This window comes from Limnohabitans sp. Rim28, from assembly GCF_000293865.2.
Classification (GTDB): domain Bacteria; phylum Pseudomonadota; class Gammaproteobacteria; order Burkholderiales; family Burkholderiaceae_C; genus Limnohabitans_A.
Map to the genome: position 1 here is coordinate 211374 of NZ_ALKN02000002.1, position 17179 is coordinate 228552.

Below are 17179 nucleotides of genomic sequence, written 5' to 3' on the forward strand. Positions count from 1 at the left end.
CGTGTCAAATCAATGATGAATTGATGAATCTGAGTTCAAGCCTGTTCAGGCAAAACTCTGGTGTGAGGGAAGGTCAACTGAAATGTCGATCCCCGTCCCAACTCGCTTTCAATGCGCAGCTCGCCACCATGACGCTGCATCACATGCTTGGCAATCGCCAACCCCAAACCCGTGCCGCCTGTTTCCCTTGAGCGACTTCTGTCAACGCGGTAAAAACGCTCAGTCAGACGCGGCAAATGTTCGGCTGCAATTCCGGGACCGGAATCTTTCACTGCAAAGACCCACCCCTCAGGCTTGTGCGTCCAGGTCAGTTCAATCAAGCCACCCAGTGGTGTGTAACGCACCGCATTGGTCACCAAATTGGACACAGCGCTCATCAACTCCGACCGTGAGCCCAGCAATTGCACATCTGGAACGGGCTCCAGCACCAAATGGTGCGCTGCTCCACCCAACTTGTTCGCCATACCCTCCGACAAGGCCGTCGAATCCATCACGACTTGGGACATCAACCAAGTCAATGACACCTTCTCGTGAAGACCGGGGGGCTGACTGCCCTCAAGCTGAGACAAAGTCAACAGATCAGCCACCAACGACTGCATGCGGTCCGATTGGACTGACATGTGCTGCAAATAATTTTGTGTCTGCTGCGTGTCCAGTGGCAATGATTGGAGGGTTTCGATGAACCCACTCAGTACCGTCAAAGGTGTTCGAATCTCATGGGACACATTGGCCACAAAATCGCGCCGCATGGCATCGGCCTGAGCCATAGCGGTGATGTCGCGCGTGAGCAAAAGCATGCGCCCTTCCCCGTAAGCATGCAAATGAACCGACAACTTTTGGGTGTTCACCATAGAGCTGCTACGCCCCTCAATGACCACCTCAGAACCATGAACAGACTGCGCAAAATAACGTGCAAAAACAGGATCACGCACCAAATGAACGATGTGCTGCATGCGGTCTTTGACAGCGTCTAAACCCAAGTGCGAGGCAGCTGTGCTGTTACACCAATCAATTCGGGCTTCTTCGTCCAACAAAATGACGCCGTTGGGGGAAGCTTGGATGGCCGACAAAAAATCGACCAAACGCCCCTCATGCAAAGCGGCTAATTTTTCTTGTTGTCGCAACAAACGAACAACACGCGTGGCCATGTCGAGCCAAAGACCTTGCCATGGCGGATCATGACGCAGAGTTCTGGCACTGAGCCACCGGTCGAATCGGTCAACCTTCCAGGAAAAGTTCAGGGCATATGCACCAACAGCCACCAAAGCAGCCAAACAAGCCCCTAACTCACCCCCCAAAAACCATCCAGGCATTGCAGCCAAGAAAACGATGAACAGCAATTCAATGATCGCAAAAACCATGCGCAACTCGAATTCAAACGGAGGGATTTGGGGTGAAGCGGTAACCAGCGCCTCGCACAGTTTCAATCATGCTGCCAGCATCGCTCAACGACTCACGCAAACGTTTGACGTGGACATCCACCGTACGTTCTTCGATGTACACATGGTCACCCCAAACTTTATCGAGCAAAGCACCACGGCTGTGTACACGCTCCGGATGGTGCATGAAAAAGTGCAAAAGCTTGAACTCGGTTGGCCCAATCTTCAAGGGCTTATCCGCGAGACTGACACGGTGGGTGTCAGCGTCCAACTGCAAGTCGCCCATTTTCACCAAGCCACCGGTTGCCTCTGGCACACGGCGACGCAAAACTGCCCGAATGCGAGCCAACAATTCGCGCGGCGAAAAGGGTTTGACGATGTAGTCATCAGCGCCCGCATCCAGTCCCGCCACACGGTCGGCCTCGTCACCACGGGCGGTCAGCATCAAAATGGGCACGGCTTTGGTCCGCGCCGAAGCGCGCCACCGACGCGCCAAAGTCAGACCACTTTCGCCCGGCAACATCCAGTCCAGCAAGATGACATCGGGCAAAATTTCGTTCAACTCACGTTGTGCAGTTTCAGCATCTATCGCCCAAATGGGCTGGAAACCGTTGTGCTTCAAGTTGACGGCAATCAGCTCCGCAATGGCGGGCTCGTCCTCAACGATCAGGATGCGGGGTAGTGTTCTCATTGAACCGCTTTTTCAATTTCTGTCAGGGCCGTGTGGCGAACATCAGCGCCCTTGACGACATAGATCACGAACTCGGCAATGTTTTTGGCATGGTCACCGATGCGCTCAATGGCTTTGGCCACAAACAACAAATCCAGGCTGGCCGAAATGGTGCGTGGGTCTTCCATCATGTAAGTGACCAATTTGCGCATAAAGCCGTTGAACTCGGCATCGATCAAATCGTCTTCTTTCAAAATGACCAGGGCTGTGGACACATCCAAACGGGCAAAAGCGTCCAGGGCTTTGCGCAGCAAACCGGTGGCCAAGTCTGCCGCAACGCGCAGTTCAGAAGCCGGTAGATTGCGCGGGCTGCCTTGCTCCAAAATCAACTTGACCATGCGGGCAATGCGCTCTGCCTCGTCACCCGCACGCTCCAGATTGCCGGTGATCTTGGAGATGGCCATCAGCAACCTGAGATCGCGCGCTGTCGGTTGACGGCGGGCAATGATAGATGCCAATTCAGCATCGATTTCAACCTCTAATGAATTGACTTGCTTTTCGGTGGCCACCACTTGGTCGGCCACTTCAGAGCTGAACTGCGCCAAGGCGTAAACCGCATGCCGCGTCTGTGACTCGACCAAACCGCCGAGTTCCAGAACGCGAGAGGAGACGCTTGTGAGCTCGGCGTCGAATTGGCTAGAAATGTGCTTGTCCATGTGTCTCTCCTGATCAGCCGAATCGGCCAGTGATGTAGTCTTCGGTTTCTTGCTTGACGGGCTTCATGAAAATCTGTTCGGTCACACCAAACTCCACCAACTCACCCAAATACATGTAAGCGGTGAAGTCAGACACCCGCGCCGCCTGCTGCATGTTGTGGGTCACGATGGCCACGGTGTAGTCTTTCTTCAACTCGCTCACCAACTCTTCAACTTTGGCGGTCGAAATCGGGTCCAGCGCCGAGGTGGGCTCGTCCAGCAAAATGACTTTGGGCTTGACCGCGACAGAACGTGCAATGCACAGACGCTGTTGCTGGCCACCGGACAAAGACAAACCGCTTTGGCTGAGTTTGTCTTTGACTTCGTTCCAGATGGCAGCCTTGGACAAAGCCCACTCCACACGGTCGTCCATATCAGAGCGGCTCAGGTTTTCATACAGACGAACGCCGAACGCGATGTTGTCGTAAATGGACATGGGGAACGGCGTGGGCTTTTGGAACACCATGCCAACTTGCGCACGCAACAGGTTCAAGTCTTGTTTTTTGTCCAAGATGTTGGTGCCATACAGGTTGATTTCACCCTCTGCACGCTGGCCTGGGTACAAGCTGTACATGCGGTTGAGCGTGCGTAACAGGGTTGACTTGCCGCAACCCGAAGGACCGATGAAGGCGGTCACTTTGTTCTCGGCGATGTTGAGATTGACGTCTTTCAGGCCCTTGAAGGTGCCGTAGAAAAAACTCAGATTGCGAATTTCAATCGCGTTCTTAAGAGGTGTTTGCGTGGTGTTGGGCATGTTGAAACCTTGTCTTTCGATCAAACTTTGACTTTTTCGCGGAAGAAAACGCGGGCCAAGATGTTCAGGGCCAGCACGGTCAGGGTGATGAGCAATGCGCCCCCCCAAGCCAACTGAATCCAGTTTTCATAGGGGCTCATGGCGAATTGGAAGATCACCACCGGTAAGTTGGCCATGGGCGCGCCCATGTTGGTGCTGTAAAACTGGTTGTTGAGGGCCGTGAACAACAAAGGTGCTGTCTCTCCGCTGATGCGGGCCAAGGCCAACAACAAGCCGGTGATCACACCGCTTTTGGCTGCACGCAAGGTCACCATGGTGGAAACCTTCCAACGCGGCGCACCCAAAGCAAAGGCCGCCTCGCGCAAGCTGCCGGGCACCAAACGCAGCATGTTCTCGGTGGTGCGCATGACCACCGGGATCGCGATCAATGACAGGGCCAAACTGCCGGCATAGCCCGAAAAATTACCCACGGTGGCCACCGCAATCGCATAAACAAACAAACCCAACACAATGGACGGAGCAGACAGCATGATGTCGGTCACAAAGCGGGTGAATTCAGCCGTTTTGCTGGTGTCGCCGTATTCGGTCAGGTAGATGCCCGCCAAAATGCCAATGGGTGTGGACACGGCGACTGCCAAGCCCACGATCATCAAGCTGCCCACAATGGCGTTGCGTAAACCACCGCCTTCAGAGCCGGGCGCTGGCGTATCGTTGGTGAACAAAGTCAATTCAAGTGCTGCCAGTCCATTGGAAAACAGCACAAACAAAATCCACAACAAAGCCACCAGCCCCAAGCTCATGGCGATCATGGACAAGGTCAAACCAATCAAATTGGTGCGCTTGCGGCTGCGGTAAAGGGGGGAAGATTCCATCAGCATGGTGTGGCTCGATTCAATGAAGTTTGAAGGTCCTGGCAAAAGTCGCGGGTCATCGGTTGCCTTTGGCTTTTTCGGTGCGGATGATCAGCCACTTGGCCATGGCCAAGACCACGAAAGTGATGCAAAACAAGAGGAAGCCCAAAGCGAAGAGTGTGTTGAAGTGCAAGCCCTCAGCCTCGCCAAATTCGTTGGCCAACACCGAGGCGATCGAAGTGCCCGGAGAAAACAAGGAGGTGGGCATGCGGTTGGCGTTGCCAATCACAAACGTCACGGCCATGGTCTCGCCCAAAGCACGGCCCAAGCCCAACATGATGCCGCCAATCACACCGGTTTGGGTGTAGGGCAACACCACCTTGCGCACCACTTCCCATGTGGTGCAACCCAAACCATAAGCCGACTCACGCAAGATGGGGGGGGTGATTTCAAACACATCGCGCATCACGGCGGCCACAAAGGGCAGCACCATGAAAGACAAAATGATGCCGGCCGCCAAAATGCCCAGGCCGTTGGTGGCACCACCAAACAACCAGCCCACCATGGGCATGCCGCCCAACACCGACTGCAAAGGCACCTGCAAATAGTCGGCATACACCGGCGCGAACACAAACAAGCCGAACATGCCGTAAATGATCGACGGCACAGCCGCCAACAACTCAATGGCCGTGCCCAATGGGCGACGCAACCAGACCGGGCAAGTTTCTGTCAAGAAAACAGCAATACCAAAAGCCAGGGGCACCGCAATCAGCATGGCCAAACCAGCGCTCAACACAGTGCCGACGATCGATATCGCGGCACCAAATTCTTGGTTGATGATGTCCCACTCCACGTAGAACAAAAAATGGGCACCAAACTTGGCAAATGTCGGCCAAGCGTTGACAAAAAGAGAAACGATGATGCCCACCAAGGCGATCAACACCAGCAAAGAAAACGACTGGGTGGTCCGGTGAAAAACAACGTCTTGCAAACGTTGACGCTTGGCAACAACGACCATGTTGGCACTGTGCGCTTCGGATGCAGTCGATGATTGTGTGGTGTTCATGGTCTTATCGGCAGACATACAAAAAATTGAACCTGATTTGAAAAACAAACCACCGACAGTCGTGAAGAATGTCGGTGGTCAAGGGTCAGTTCAAACAACCCTGCAAATCATCACTTGGTGTTGACCTGGTTCCAAACACGTTGACGGATCTGATTGGTCAAAGAATCAGGCAGTGGCACGTACTCGAGTTCCAGAGCCATTTGCTTGCCATTTTTGAAGGCCCAGTCAAAGAACTTCAACACTTCTGCAGACTGTGCTTTGTCAGCGGGCGTCTTGTACATCAAAATGAAAGAAGCTGTGGTGACAGGGTAAGACTTGGCACCAGGCTGATCCACGATGGACAGACCCATGCCAGGAACGCTGAACCAGTCGGCACCAGCAGCCGCAGCAGCAAACGTCTCGTCGTCAGGCATCACGTAGTTGCCGGCCTTATTTTGCAGAGCCATCACAGCAATGTTGTTTTTCTTGGCGTAAGCGTATTCCACATAACCGATAGAGCCTTTGGTGCGGGACACGTTGGCTGCAACACCCTCGTTGCCCTTGCCACCCACGGATGTAGGGGCTGGCCACTTGACCGCAGCGCCCTTGCCCACGGTGTCCAACCACTCTTTGCTGACGGTAGACAGGTAATCGGTCCAGTTGAAGGTGGTGCCAGAACCGTCAGCGCGGTGCACCACGGTGATGGTGGTGTCAGGCAAACGCTTGCCTGGGTTCAAAGCGGCCAACTTGGGGTCGTTCCATTTGCTGATCTTGCCCATGAACATTTCGGCCAACACAGGACCGGTCACGCGCAAGTCGCCCTTACCAAAACCGTCCAGGTTAAAGATTGGAACTGTGCCGCCGATGATGGCGGGGAACTGCACCATGCCGTCTTTGTCCAGGTCAGCACCGCTGACAGGCGCGTCTGTGGCACCAAAAGCCACCGTCTTGGCGCGGATCTGACGGATACCGCCGGAAGAGCCAATCGACTGATAGTTCAAGCCCACGCCAGTTTCTTTTTTGTAGGCTTCAGCCCACTTGGCGTAGATAGGGAAAGGGAATGTAGCGCCAGCGCCGGTGATGTCGGCAGCCCATGTGGTGGCTGCCACAGCGCTCAGACCGATGGCGGCCACGAGGGATTTAAATTTCAGCATTTCAGCTCCTGTTTCAGGTTCAAAAGAATTCTTATCAACAGCCTGTTTGCTGTTGATTGACCTGACTTTAGCCGCCAATTGTGACAAGTTTGTGTCAAAAAACCTTGATTTAAATGGCAAATAACGGGTACTCGAAGGGCCTGCTGGCCAAAAACTGAACTTTTTAGCCTTGCACTGAGCTGCTTTGCATCAAAACCAGAGCTTATGGCTTTGGGGCGCATGCTTCGCAGCCCCGTTTGCCCCAAGGTCAAAAAACTCATGGCTTTCTCGCTATGTGATCAGCATATCGCCGCCAGGCACCCAGGCCAGAGACCCAGGGTGGATCAGGCCCCTTGTGGTCACTGCGGTCGCCTCGTTCTTTGCCAGCGTGACTGTCGTTGAACTGGGCTTGGGGCAAGACTTTCATCCATTGCTCAAGCTGATCATCTGAATCAAAGACCTTTGGGCCCTGAATGTTCCAGATGGAAAACGAGCGCGTGTCGCGGCATGGGGTTTTATGTAAAAACCATTGAAAGCCACCGACGACCTGCTCCCGGTCAGATGGCCCAGCTGGGCATCAGCGTCCCATCAGAACCACATGGGGTGGCGAGAAGACGTGCGCGGCTGCACGGATACAACAGCTTTATCCGCTGGATGGATGAAGAAAGTACGTCCATGAAACGCAACTTATTTCAAAAGAATAAACCTCTGCCCGTGTTGTTGCAGAAAGCGCAATGCCAAGATTATTTATTCAGCCCTTTTAATCGTCACACAAATGAAACAACCGCTCTGTAAATTGAAAGATCCTTAACTCGGAGCAACTTTTCATGTCTCACTCATTCGACCCCATTGACAACACATCCAACAATGAGCACTTCCAAGAAGTGCTTGACAATGCACTGAGCAGCCCTTCACGCCGTTCTATTTTGCGCGGCGGCTTGGGCCTGGCCTCCATGTTTGCTTTGCCCATGTTGCCCGGTTGCGGCGGCTCCTCCGCAGCAAGCAATACATTGCCCGCTTTGGCCAGCAGCACCTTGCTGAAGTTCACGCCGGTTGCCAAGAGCATTGCCGACCAAGTATGGGTTCCCGCAGGCTACACCGCCAAAGTCCTGCATGCCACTGGCGACACCATCAAAACAGGCGTTGCGGCCTACTCCAATGCAGGCACCGACGACGCTGAAAGCTGGGCCAACCGCGTGGGTGACCAGCATGACGGCACTGAGATTTTCTACATCGGCTCCAACGGCAAATCCAAAGGCAGCTACAGCTACGCATCCGGCGACAAAGCCGTGCTGGCCGTCAACAATGAAAGCTCGGCAGAAGCGCACTTGCTGCATCCGACAGGCCAAACCTCTGGCGCTGCCATCGGTAAAAAATTCGACCAGTTCGGCAGCTGGCCTTTGGGTGTTCGTCCCGCGTCTGAATCCATCAAAGAAATTCTGTCGCACGGCGTCACGCTGGTGGAAGTGAACTTGGACGCGAGCGGCAAGCCCACTGGCTATAACGCGACATCGTCCTTGAACCGCAGAATCACACCTGAGACACCCATGAATGTCACGGGCCCTGCTGCTGAGCTGGCGAACTTGAAGGCCATGATGGTCACCAAGTTTGACCCCACGGGCGCCACAACCCGGGGCACGCTGAACAACTGCGGCACCGGCATCACCCCTTGGGGCACCTTGATCACTTGTGAAGAAAACTGGGCCACCTACTTCACCATGCCAGCGGGCTCTACGGTGCCCACTGACGCCAAGTTGATCGCCTCGCGCGCACGCTATGGTGTTCAGACCACCGCCACTTCCGCCACGGCCACCACCTCGCGCACGCAAGGCTGGCACACGGTGACCGACGCAGACCCCACCTCCAGGTTTGCGCGTTGGAACGTGTCCGCATCGGGTGCCAGTGCGGCGGCTGACTTCCGCAACGAGCCACAAACCTTTGGCTACAACGTTGAAATCGACCCGGCCAATCCAAGCTCGGTGCCTGCAAAACGCATGTCCATGGGCCGCTTTGCCCACGAGGCCGCCGTTTGCGGTGTCCCTGTGATCGGCAAACCCTTGGCCTTCTACATGGGCTGCGATTCCCGCAACGAATACATCTACAAATTTGTCAGCACCAAGACCTGGGACGCAGCCGACATCGGCGGCGGCATTGCAGCTGGCGACAAATACCTCTGCGAAGGCAAGTTGTACGTTGCCAAATTCGACGCCACGGGCAAAGGTGAGTGGTTGGAGCTGAGCATCAACAACCCTTTGATCAAGGCTGCATCTTTCGGCTTCACCAGCCAAGCCGAAGTGTTGGTGCACACACGGGTTGCCGCTGACGCCGCAGGCGCCACCAAAATGGACCGACCAGAGTGGGGCGCGGTCAACCACGCCAACGGCGAGATCTACTTTGCATTGACCAACAACAATGCATCCAACAGAACGCCTGCAAAGACCGATGCTGCCAACCCCCGCGCTTACAAAGACAACGACGGACTGGGTCGTGACGGCAATCCCAACGGCCACATCATCCGTTTCAAAGAAACCAACAACATGGCAGAAGCCACCACCTTCACCTGGGACATTTTCTTGTTTGGCGCTGAAGAAGATGCGGCTGCAGCCAACGTCAATATTTCTGGCCTGACTGCAGCCAACTCTTTCTCCTCACCAGACGGTCTGTGGTTCAGCAAGTCCACCGGCATTTGCTGGATCCAGACCGACGATGGCGCTTTCACCGACGAAACCAACTGCATGTTGGTGGCCGCTGTACCGGGCACTGTGGGCGATGGCGGTGCCTTCACCGTCAGCAACACCATGACCGTGGCCAACGTTGCCACGACCATGACCCAAAACACCTTCGTGGGCGGCATCTTGGGCGAGTCACGCTTGCGCCGCTTCTTGGTCGGCCCCAAGGGCGCAGAAGTCACGGGCATCACCGAGACGGCTGATGGCAAAGCGATTTTTGTCGGCATTCAGCACCCCGCTGAAGAAGCCACAGCCTACAACGACGTCAGCAAGGGCGTCTGGCCCACCAACGCCAGCAACGGCGTGGGTGGTGTTTACGGTGCAGGCTCCCGTGCTCGTTCGGCCACCATCGTCATCACCAAAGACGACGGCGGCAAGATCGGTCTGTAATCGAGTGGACAGGTGGATTGACGGCGAGGGCTGTTGCCTCGCGTTAGCCACCTGACTGCTACAGAAGGACAAACCCACCCTCACTTGGATGATTCCTCGTGGGGGTTTTTCTTTTTTCCCATCTGCAGTTCACATGTTTTCGTCTCAAGCATTTTTAACGCGGTCATTCTCGGTGCTCGTTGTCGCATTTTTTTTGGTGGCCTGCGGCGGTTCAGGGTCAGGGCCTGATGCCACCACAGTCCCTGGCGCACAGACACCACCTGCTGACGGTGCGGTCGTACTTAAAACGCCTGTTTTGTCTTTCAACGACACGGGCCTTGACGTAACCGATGGCGTCACAAGCAACGGCAGGTGGGGTGTTGAAAGCGCAGGCATCGATTGGGAATTTTCGCTGGACCAAGGCAGCAGTTGGACGCGCGGATCTGGCGCTTCTTTCGCTGTGACAGGAGACGGCGCCAAAGTCATTTGGGTCCGCGCACGGGACGATGCCGGCAACAAGTCTGAGATCGTGCGCGTCAACTGTGTTTTAGACACGACACCACCCGCTGCTTTGGGCGTTGCCGGCCAAACCGAAGGGTTCACCAACAGCTTGAGACTCTCGGGTATAGAACCCGGTGCGCGCTGGGAGTATTCGCTAGATGAGCAACGCTCATGGGCTCCTGGTCAATGCAGCGCGCTGGGCATTTTGGGCAACAACCTGAGCCGCATCTGGTTGCGTCAATTGGACTTGGCCGGCAACGCGTCTGGCGCCCAAGCTTTTGACTTGAAAAGCCCGACACTGGTCGCCCACGAGGCGTCAGGCAACCCATTGCAACCCAGTGTTTTGACGACGGGCTTGCAGACCTATTTGATCCATGGCGTTGTGGTGCGCGGAGATGCAGACTATGTCACTTGGAACATTCCCAAGGGTCAAAAGGTGCTGTCGGTCAAACTGGTGCAGTACGTGTCGGAAGATGCGATCGCCTTTTATGCATTGCAACGCAACAAGGTGTTTGACGCGGGCATCGATGTGTCGCGCATGCTGGTTTACGGCCACATGGGACCCAGTGATTTGGGGCGCAATGTGTTGGCCAATGTGCCCAAGTCGCAACTGGGTGAAGGTGCCATGACGCTGTGGTTCCAGCAAACCGGCCCCTTACCCACTCAGTATGCGATCGAAGTGGTGTTGGCCCCTGCAGATTGATTCAACAGCCTGAATGTGGCACTGACCATTAACGAAATTGCCACTTCACACCCAAGTTCAGCCTGTTGTTTCGTGGCTCGTAAGTGCCTCTGTCCACCCCAACCAAACTCACCCAATGGACATCCGAGTCGTCCACCCAAGTCCAGCGTGCATAGGGTTCGAGTTCACCTCGACGGGTTTGGAGCTTCTGACTGATTTGAAAGTAAGCACCCTTGCGCTGGGTATTGGTCACATCTTGCAAACTGGTATTCACTTGTGACAAGCGTGACACATGCTCTCCCCACAAGAGCCAGCCTGCGTCGACTGTCCAACGCTGATCACCAAGCGATTGCCAACGCACGGGCAACCACACTTGGGTTGACAGGCGGTCATAGCCACCAAAACCCAGGCTGGTGGTGCCACGCAAAAAATTAGCATGACTGTGCAAAGCCAAGCCGACCTGCCACTGAGGTTGGGATGTGGATGCTCTGAGCGCTCGCCAGCGGGTGTCGACGTTCAGCACCGAATCCAAACGCCCCGACGGAACGCTGTTGTAAGTTTGCAAGCCAACATGCGCATCGGCCTCCAAGGTGTAGGCGCCCAAACGCCGGCTTTGCCAGTGCAAGCCCAACTCAGGGCCTTTCAAGTTCATTTGCGGTTCGCTGTAATCCTGCCATCCAGCGCTCAGCTGCCACCCTCCCAAAGGGCCATCGGTCTGCGCTTGGGCCGAACCGATAGCCCCCAAAACCCACCCTGCTGCGCAAAGGCTCAGTGTGTGAGACACACCGAACAGACCCACACACCGAACGCCGCCAACCATTGAGAACATGAAAGCCCTTTCAACACCGTCAAGCCATTGTTCTGCAAGTGTTTGACAGCTTCACGACAAAGGTCATGCAATGCATCATCTTGGGCTTTGACCCATCAGTTCGTTTTTGTCATTCAAATGACACATTGACACCCCACAATTCCATATTCATCGAATCAAAGAAACGGAATCGCCATGAAAGTCGGAATCAACGGTATGGGCCGCATTGGCCGTTTGGCCTTGCGTGCGGCCATGGGCGCAGCCGAGCGCCAACTGGACGACCCGCGCGCAGGCAACCGTCTGGAGGTGGTGCACCTGAACGAACTCAAGGGCGGCGCAGCGGCCACCGCGCATTTGCTGGCCTTTGACAGCGTACAAGGCAAATGGCGAGAGCGCATCGAGGCAGAGGGAGACAGCCAGATCCGAATAGGTGAGCGCACACTCTCATTTTCTTCTCACGCCAACCCGGCCGACATCCCTTGGGGCGACCTGGGCGTGGATGTGGTGCTGGAGTGCACCGGCAAGTTTTTGACGCCCGAAACCATCCAAGGCCACTTGGCCCGGGGTGCCAAACGCGTCATCGTGGCAGCGCCCATCAAGTTGGGCGATGTGCTGAACATCGTGGTGGGCATCAACCACACGCTCTACAACCCGGCCAGAGACCGCATCGTCACGGCCGCATCCTGCACCACCAACTGCCTGGCTCCGGTGGTCAAAGTCGTGCACGAAGCCATTGGCATCAAGCATGGCCAAATCACCACCATCCACGACCCAACCAACACCAACTTGGTGGTGGACGCGCCACACAAAGACCTGCGCCGCGCCCGCAGCGCCATGGTGAGCCTGGCCCCCACCACCACCGGCAGCGCCACGGCGATTGCCCTGATTTACCCCGAGCTCAAAGGCAAGCTCAACGGCCACGCGGTGCGTGCCCCAGTGCTCAATGCGTCGCTCACCGACTGCGTGTTCGAGATGAAACGCGAAACCAGCGCCGAAGAAGTCAATGCCTTGTTTGCCGAAGCCGCACGCGGCCCACTGGCGGGCATTTTGGGTTACGAGGAACGCCCCTTGGTGAGCGTGGACTACGCCCGCGACACACGCAGCGCCATCGTGGACGCGCTGTCCACCATGGTCACCGACGGCACGCTGCTCAAGATCTACGCCTGGTACGACAACGAAATGGGCTACGCCTGCCGCATGGTCGATTTGGCCTGCCACATGAACGAGGTGGGCATCTGAGATGAACGCGGCTGAACGCCATGACGGCATCGTCACCGCCGCAGAGCGGAACTACGGCATCGTGACCGCCGCCTATTGGGGCTTCACCCTGACCGACGGCGCTTTGCGCATGTTGGTGCTGCTGCACTTTTACAAGCTGGGTTACTCCCCGTTCACGCTGGCCTTTTTGTTCTTGCTCTACGAAGGTGCGGGCGTGCTGGCCAACCTGATCGGCGGCTGGTTGGCAACGCGCTTTGGCATTGCCCGCATGCTCACGGTGGGCTTGGTCACACAAATCATCGGCTTTGGTTTGCTCTCGGCCTTGCAACCGGACTGGACAGCGGCCATGTCGGTGGCCTGGGTGGTGCTGGCGCAAGGCATTTGCGGTGTGGCCAAAGACTTGACCAAGACCGCCAGCAAGTCGGCCATCAAGATCACCCAGGCGCAAGCCAAAGACACGGGCAACGGCCAACTCTTCAAGTGGGTGGCCTGGTTCACCGGCAGCAAAAACGCCATGAAGGGCTTTGGATTTTTTTTGGGTGGTTTGCTGCTCGAGACGCTGGGTTTTCAGGGCTCGCTGTGGGCCATGGCCGGCCTGCTCGCCTTGGTGCTGCTGGGTGTGGTGACCAGCTTGCCGCCCATGATGGGCAAGAGCAAGCCTTCTGGCTCGGCCAAAGAGTTGTTTGCCAAAAACCCGGGCATCAACGCTTTGGCCGCCGCGCGCGTGGCTTTGTTTGGGGCGCGTGATGTGTGGTTTGTGGTGGGCGTGCCGGTGTTCTTGTATTCGGTGGGCTGGACCTTCACCATGGTGGGCGGCTTTTTGGCGGCCTGGACGATTGGCTATGGCTTGGTGCAGGCGCTGGCGCCACAGATCGTGCGGCGCAGCGCCGATGGACTGAGCCATGAGGTGCCTGCAGCGCGTTGGTGGTCGGCCGTGCTGGCGGTCATTCCGCTGGGCATTGCGGCAGCCGTGTGGCTGCAAGCGCCGCAACTGGAATGGTGGGTGGTGGGGGGGCTGAGTTTGTTTGGCTTTGCTTTTGCCATCAATTCGTCGGTGCACAGCTATTTGGTGCTGGCCTATGCCGGCTCTGAAAAAGCGGCCGAAGACGTGGGCTTTTATTACGCGGCCAATGCGCTGGGCCGCTTCATGGGCACCTTGTTGTCGGGCTTGCTTTACCAATGGGGCGGCTTGTTGTACGCGCTGCTGGGCTCGGCCCTGATGCTGGCGGCGTGCTGGCTGGCCACGCTGCGCTTGCCCATGGGCCTGCTGACACACAGCGCTGCAGAAAAGGTGGCACCATGAACCCGGTATCTTTATTCAGCGTCATGGACGAGGACGTGGCCGTCAAGGCCTTGGCGGCGTTGGCGCAAAGCTCGCGCCTCAAAGTGTTTCGCGCCATTGTGGGCGCGGGGCCCGAGGGCGTTCAGCCCGGGCAACTGTCTGCAGCGCTCGACATTCCGGCCAACACACTGTCGTTTCACCTCAAAGAATTGCACCACGCCGCCTTGGTCAGCGTGCAACGCGAAGGCCGCTTTTTGCGCTACCGCGCCGACCTGAGCGCCATGCAAAGCCTGATGGACTTTTTGACCGCCCACTGCTGCCAAGGCGTGCCTTGTGGCGATATGCTCAATTTGGCTTGCGAACCAGCCCGCTGCTGAAGATGAAAGCCGAGCACAAAGGAAACTTTGTCTGGCTCTTCATCCAACTTTCATTCTTCCGTCACATAATCTGCACCTTCACTGCCCACCCACATCGCCGCCCATGCAAACCCGATCCCTTTACGCTGCCATTGACTTGGGTTCCAACAGTTTTCGCTTGGAAATTGGGCAAATGGACCTTGGCCAACTGCGCCGTGTGGAATACATCAAAGAAACCGTGCGCCAAGGCAACGGTCTGGATGCCGACCGGAACTTGACGTTGGAAGCCATGGAGCGCGGTTGGGAATGCTTGGCCCGCTTTGGTGAGCGCATTGCGGGCTTCAAACCCAGCCAGGTACGTGCCGTGGCCACACAAACCTTGCGCGAAGCCCGCAACCGGGATGTGTTTTTGGCCAAGGCCAAACAGATTTTGGGTTTCCCGATTGAAGTCATTGCCGGCCGCGAAGAGGCGCGCTTGATTTATTTGGGCGTTTCACACCTCTTGCCGCAATCTGCTGAACGTCGATTGGTGGTGGACATTGGTGGCCGTTCAACCGAGATGATTTTGGGCCAGCAGGAAACCGCCAGCACGATGGAGTCTTACCGGGTGGGCAGTGTGGCTTGGTCCATGAAGTACTTTCCGGATGGCTTGTGGACCGCATCCAGCTTCAAGGCCGCCGAAATCGCAGCCAAAGCGGTTTTGGACGAAGCCCAAATATTGTTCAGCAAGGACCAATGGGACCGCTGCTACGGTTCATCGGGTACGGTGGGCGCGGTAACGGACATACTGAGCGCCGCGGGATGGCCAGAAGGCCAAGTCACACGTGACGGTTTGGCTTGGCTCAAAGAGCGATTGATCAAAGCCCAAAAAATGGACAACCTCCGCTTGGAGGGCATCAAGGAGGACCGCAGACCCGTCATTGGTGGTGGTTTGGCCGTCCTGCAAGCGGTGTTTGACTTGTTGCAAATCAACGAAATGCACGCCGCACAAGGGGCGCTCAGGCACGGGGCTTTATACGACTTGATTGACCGTGAAAGCACGCACGATGTGCGGTCTTCGATGGTGGATTCCCTGGCGCAACGTTTTGGCGTTGACAAATTGCAAGCAGATCGCGTTTCAAAGACTGCGCAAATGGTTTTGTCGTCCTTGCTGGCCACAACGGTTGCCGGTATGGAAGGCGATCACCAGCGCTTGTTCAAAAAACTGCACTGGGCATGCCAAGTGCATGAAACAGGCATGCGCATTTCGCACAGCGATTACCACAAGCATGGCGCCTATATTTTGGACAACACCGACCTGCCCGGCTTTACTTTGGACGAGTTGCACCGCTTGAGCCAACTGGTGCTGGGGCACCGCGGCAAATTGCGCAAACTCGACTCAGAATTGGAAGACCTCAGCTTTGTGCAACAACTGATGGCCTTGCGCTTGGCGGTCATTCTTTGCCACGCTCGGCGCGACCCGGATTTGTCTGGCTTGCAATTTGAGTTCAATGCCGCACGGCGAACGGCCCAAGTGAACATCGGTGCCGAATGGGCAGAGCTTTGGCCTCAATCCGCCCATTTGCTGCGCGAAGAAAAGTCGGCTTGGCAAAAAACAGACTGGGCCTTTGGGGTGTATCTGGACTGAGTGCTGGATCACACTTGACCATGCCAACATGAGCGACAGTGTGCTTGTCAATTGATTTTTAACGGTATAAACTGTATGCACCGTTAATTTCAAGGTATACACACCATGGCACAAACCCCCTCGAACACGGCCGCTCAAAAGCGCCCTGTCACCAAGACCACCCCAGCTGCGGCAGCCCCCAAAGCTGTGAAAGCTGCGTCCAAGCCACCGGCCAAGCCTGCGACCAAGACCCCAGCCAAATCGGCCGCGCCTGTTGACAAGACGGTCATCCCTCCAGCCCCAACGGCAGCACCAAAAACAAGCACGACACCCGCCAAGCCTGCCAAGGAAAAAAAGGTCAAAGTGGTGCGTGACAGCTTCACTCTGCCCAAAACCGAGTTGCTGCAAATTGCCGACATGAAAAAACGCGCCATGGCATTGGGCGTTGAAGTGAAAAAGAGCGAGTTGATCCGTGCAGGCCTTCAAGCACTGAGCACCATGACCGACGCGCCTTTCAAGAAAGCGCTGGGCAACGTGCCCACCATCAAAACCGGCAGACCCGCCAAGGGCTGATCAGCCTCAGAGCATCTCGGGGCCCGTCACTGACATCAGCACGGTCTGGCCTTGGCCATCGCGTTGTCGGTGTCGCAACCACCACACCGACCCTTTTCGAATGGCGCAGGCCTCTTCAGGCATGCCCAGCAATTGCGCCACAACACCGCCCAATGCAGGCTGATGGCCCACCAACAACACTGGGTACTTGGCATCGGGCCAACCCGAAGTCTCCAAAATATCTTGCACCGTGGCGCCAGGTGACAAAGCATCGCGCACTTTGTACTTGCGCTTTAAGGCCTGCACGGTTTGCTCGGCCCTGACGGCTGGGCTGCTCAAAACCCGAGTCCCCTGCGGCAAATGGGCGTCCAGCCAAACCGACATGCGATCGGCCTGCTTGCGGCCCCGAGGCGTCAAGGCCCTGAGCATGTCCTCCTCACCCGACTCGGCTTCGTGGGCTTCGGCATGTCGCCAAATGATCAAATCCAT

The 17179-nt window shown here is 56.3% G+C and carries 17 protein-coding genes; 7 read left to right on the top strand and 10 right to left on the bottom strand.

The genetic code is table 11. The features are described from left to right. Positions 1-35 precede the first annotated feature (35 nt). From phoR to B472_RS16905, 8 genes are all read right to left on the bottom strand, one after another. The gene (gene phoR, locus B472_RS03560) at positions 36-1361 is read right to left on the bottom strand and encodes a phosphate regulon sensor histidine kinase PhoR (RefSeq protein WP_019425378.1); all 1326 of its coding nucleotides are present in this window, start codon (positions 1359-1361) and stop codon (positions 36-38) included. Positions 1362-1374: 13 nt separating this feature from the next. Continuing rightward, positions 1375-2070, bottom strand: a complete 696-nt coding sequence (phoB, locus tag B472_RS03565) for a phosphate regulon transcriptional regulator PhoB (RefSeq protein ID WP_019425379.1) — start codon at positions 2068-2070, stop codon at positions 1375-1377. After that, complete coding sequence (phoU, locus tag B472_RS03570) at positions 2067-2765, bottom strand: phosphate signaling complex protein PhoU (RefSeq protein WP_019425380.1); 699 nt, start codon at positions 2763-2765, stop codon at positions 2067-2069. The genes phoB and phoU overlap by 4 nt, the downstream gene beginning before the upstream one ends. A gap of 13 nt (positions 2766-2778) precedes the next feature. Further along, a complete protein-coding gene (pstB, locus tag B472_RS03575) occupies positions 2779-3558 on the bottom strand; it encodes a phosphate ABC transporter ATP-binding protein PstB (protein WP_026039208.1) in 780 nt (259 codons plus the stop codon). 20 nt (positions 3559-3578) lie between these two features. Further along, the gene (pstA, locus tag B472_RS03580) at positions 3579-4436 is read right to left on the bottom strand and encodes a phosphate ABC transporter permease PstA (RefSeq protein ID WP_019425382.1); all 858 of its coding nucleotides are present in this window, start codon (positions 4434-4436) and stop codon (positions 3579-3581) included. Positions 4437-4485: 49 nt separating this feature from the next. Continuing rightward, positions 4486-5475: a phosphate ABC transporter permease subunit PstC gene (gene pstC / locus B472_RS03585; protein WP_238147377.1), complete on the bottom strand. Its 990-nt coding sequence runs from the start codon at positions 5473-5475 to the stop codon at positions 4486-4488. Between the two features lie 110 nt (positions 5476-5585). Beyond that, complete coding sequence (gene pstS / locus B472_RS03590) at positions 5586-6608, bottom strand: phosphate ABC transporter substrate-binding protein PstS (RefSeq protein ID WP_019425384.1); 1023 nt, start codon at positions 6606-6608, stop codon at positions 5586-5588. Then, positions 6602-6868: a hypothetical protein gene (locus tag B472_RS16905; protein ID WP_133176062.1), complete on the bottom strand. Its 267-nt coding sequence runs from the start codon at positions 6866-6868 to the stop codon at positions 6602-6604. Before B472_RS16905 ends, pstS begins: the two co-directional genes overlap by 7 nt. A gap of 546 nt (positions 6869-7414) precedes the next feature. On the opposite strand from B472_RS16905, the gene B472_RS03595 reads away from it, so the two are divergent. Beyond that, positions 7415-9706 (top strand): PhoX family phosphatase, encoded by a 2292-nt coding sequence (locus tag B472_RS03595; protein ID WP_019425386.1) that lies wholly within the window; start codon positions 7415-7417, stop codon positions 9704-9706. Positions 9707-9839: 133 nt separating this feature from the next. Further along, positions 9840-10889 carry a hypothetical protein gene (locus B472_RS03600; RefSeq protein WP_019425387.1) on the top strand — a complete coding sequence of 350 codons (1050 nt, stop codon included), beginning with the start codon at positions 9840-9842 and terminating at the stop codon, positions 10887-10889. A 28-nt stretch (positions 10890-10917) separates the two neighbouring features. On the opposite strand, the gene B472_RS03605 is transcribed toward B472_RS03600, so the two are convergent. After that, a complete protein-coding gene (locus tag B472_RS03605) occupies positions 10918-11697 on the bottom strand; it encodes a hypothetical protein (protein WP_133176064.1) in 780 nt (259 codons plus the stop codon). Positions 11698-11871: 174 nt separating this feature from the next. On the opposite strand from B472_RS03605, the gene B472_RS03610 reads away from it, so the two are divergent. The 5 genes from B472_RS03610 (at position 11872) to B472_RS03630 (ending at position 16711) form a co-directional block, all read left to right on the top strand. After that, positions 11872-12915, top strand: a complete 1044-nt coding sequence (locus tag B472_RS03610; protein WP_019425389.1) for an ArsJ-associated glyceraldehyde-3-phosphate dehydrogenase — start codon at positions 11872-11874, stop codon at positions 12913-12915. A 1-nt stretch (position 12916) separates the two neighbouring features. Then, positions 12917-14197, top strand: coding sequence for an organoarsenical effux MFS transporter ArsJ (gene arsJ / locus B472_RS03615; RefSeq protein ID WP_019425390.1), 1281 nt, complete (start codon positions 12917-12919; stop codon positions 14195-14197). A 23-nt stretch (positions 14198-14220) separates the two neighbouring features. Continuing rightward, the gene (locus tag B472_RS03620) at positions 14221-14553 is read left to right on the top strand and encodes a helix-turn-helix transcriptional regulator (RefSeq protein WP_019425391.1); all 333 of its coding nucleotides are present in this window, start codon (positions 14221-14223) and stop codon (positions 14551-14553) included. Between the two features lie 103 nt (positions 14554-14656). Then, entirely contained in the window at positions 14657-16159 is a 1503-nt protein-coding gene (gene ppx / locus B472_RS03625) for an exopolyphosphatase (RefSeq protein WP_019425392.1), read from the top strand. Positions 16160-16264: 105 nt separating this feature from the next. Beyond that, on the top strand, positions 16265-16711 hold the full coding sequence (locus tag B472_RS03630) for a hypothetical protein (protein WP_019425393.1): 447 nt from the start codon (positions 16265-16267) through the stop codon (positions 16709-16711). 6 nt (positions 16712-16717) lie between these two features. Here B472_RS03630 and B472_RS03635 read toward each other — a convergent pair whose 3' ends face one another. Beyond that, on the bottom strand, positions 16718-17179 hold the full coding sequence (locus B472_RS03635; RefSeq protein ID WP_026039214.1) for a histidine phosphatase family protein: 462 nt from the start codon (positions 17177-17179) through the stop codon (positions 16718-16720).

Coding starts and splice junctions, on each gene's coding strand:
- phoB (WP_019425379.1), bottom strand. CDS start 2,070: ATGAGAACACTACCCCGCATCCTGATCGTTGAGGACGAGCCCGCCATT.
- pstS (WP_019425384.1), bottom strand. CDS start 6,608: ATGCTGAAATTTAAATCCCTCGTGGCCGCCATCGGTCTGAGCGCTGTG.
- B472_RS03595 (WP_019425386.1), top strand. CDS start 7,415: ATGTCTCACTCATTCGACCCCATTGACAACACATCCAACAATGAGCAC.
- ppx (WP_019425392.1), top strand. CDS start 14,657: ATGCAAACCCGATCCCTTTACGCTGCCATTGACTTGGGTTCCAACAGT.
- B472_RS03605 (WP_133176064.1), bottom strand. CDS start 11,697: ATGTTCTCAATGGTTGGCGGCGTTCGGTGTGTGGGTCTGTTCGGTGTG.
- phoR (WP_019425378.1), bottom strand. CDS start 1,361: ATGGTTTTTGCGATCATTGAATTGCTGTTCATCGTTTTCTTGGCTGCA.
- pstB (WP_026039208.1), bottom strand. CDS start 3,558: ATGCCCAACACCACGCAAACACCTCTTAAGAACGCGATTGAAATTCGC.
- B472_RS03630 (WP_019425393.1), top strand. CDS start 16,265: ATGGCACAAACCCCCTCGAACACGGCCGCTCAAAAGCGCCCTGTCACC.
- B472_RS16905 (WP_133176062.1), bottom strand. CDS start 6,868: ATGAGTTTTTTGACCTTGGGGCAAACGGGGCTGCGAAGCATGCGCCCC.
- B472_RS03600 (WP_019425387.1), top strand. CDS start 9,840: ATGTTTTCGTCTCAAGCATTTTTAACGCGGTCATTCTCGGTGCTCGTT.
- B472_RS03620 (WP_019425391.1), top strand. CDS start 14,221: ATGGACGAGGACGTGGCCGTCAAGGCCTTGGCGGCGTTGGCGCAAAGC.
- B472_RS03635 (WP_026039214.1), bottom strand. CDS start 17,179: ATGGATTTGATCATTTGGCGACATGCCGAAGCCCACGAAGCCGAGTCG.
- arsJ (WP_019425390.1), top strand. CDS start 12,917: ATGAACGCGGCTGAACGCCATGACGGCATCGTCACCGCCGCAGAGCGG.
- pstA (WP_019425382.1), bottom strand. CDS start 4,436: ATGCTGATGGAATCTTCCCCCCTTTACCGCAGCCGCAAGCGCACCAAT.
- B472_RS03610 (WP_019425389.1), top strand. CDS start 11,872: ATGAAAGTCGGAATCAACGGTATGGGCCGCATTGGCCGTTTGGCCTTG.
- phoU (WP_019425380.1), bottom strand. CDS start 2,765: ATGGACAAGCACATTTCTAGCCAATTCGACGCCGAGCTCACAAGCGTC.
- pstC (WP_238147377.1), bottom strand. CDS start 5,475: ATGAACACCACACAATCATCGACTGCATCCGAAGCGCACAGTGCCAAC.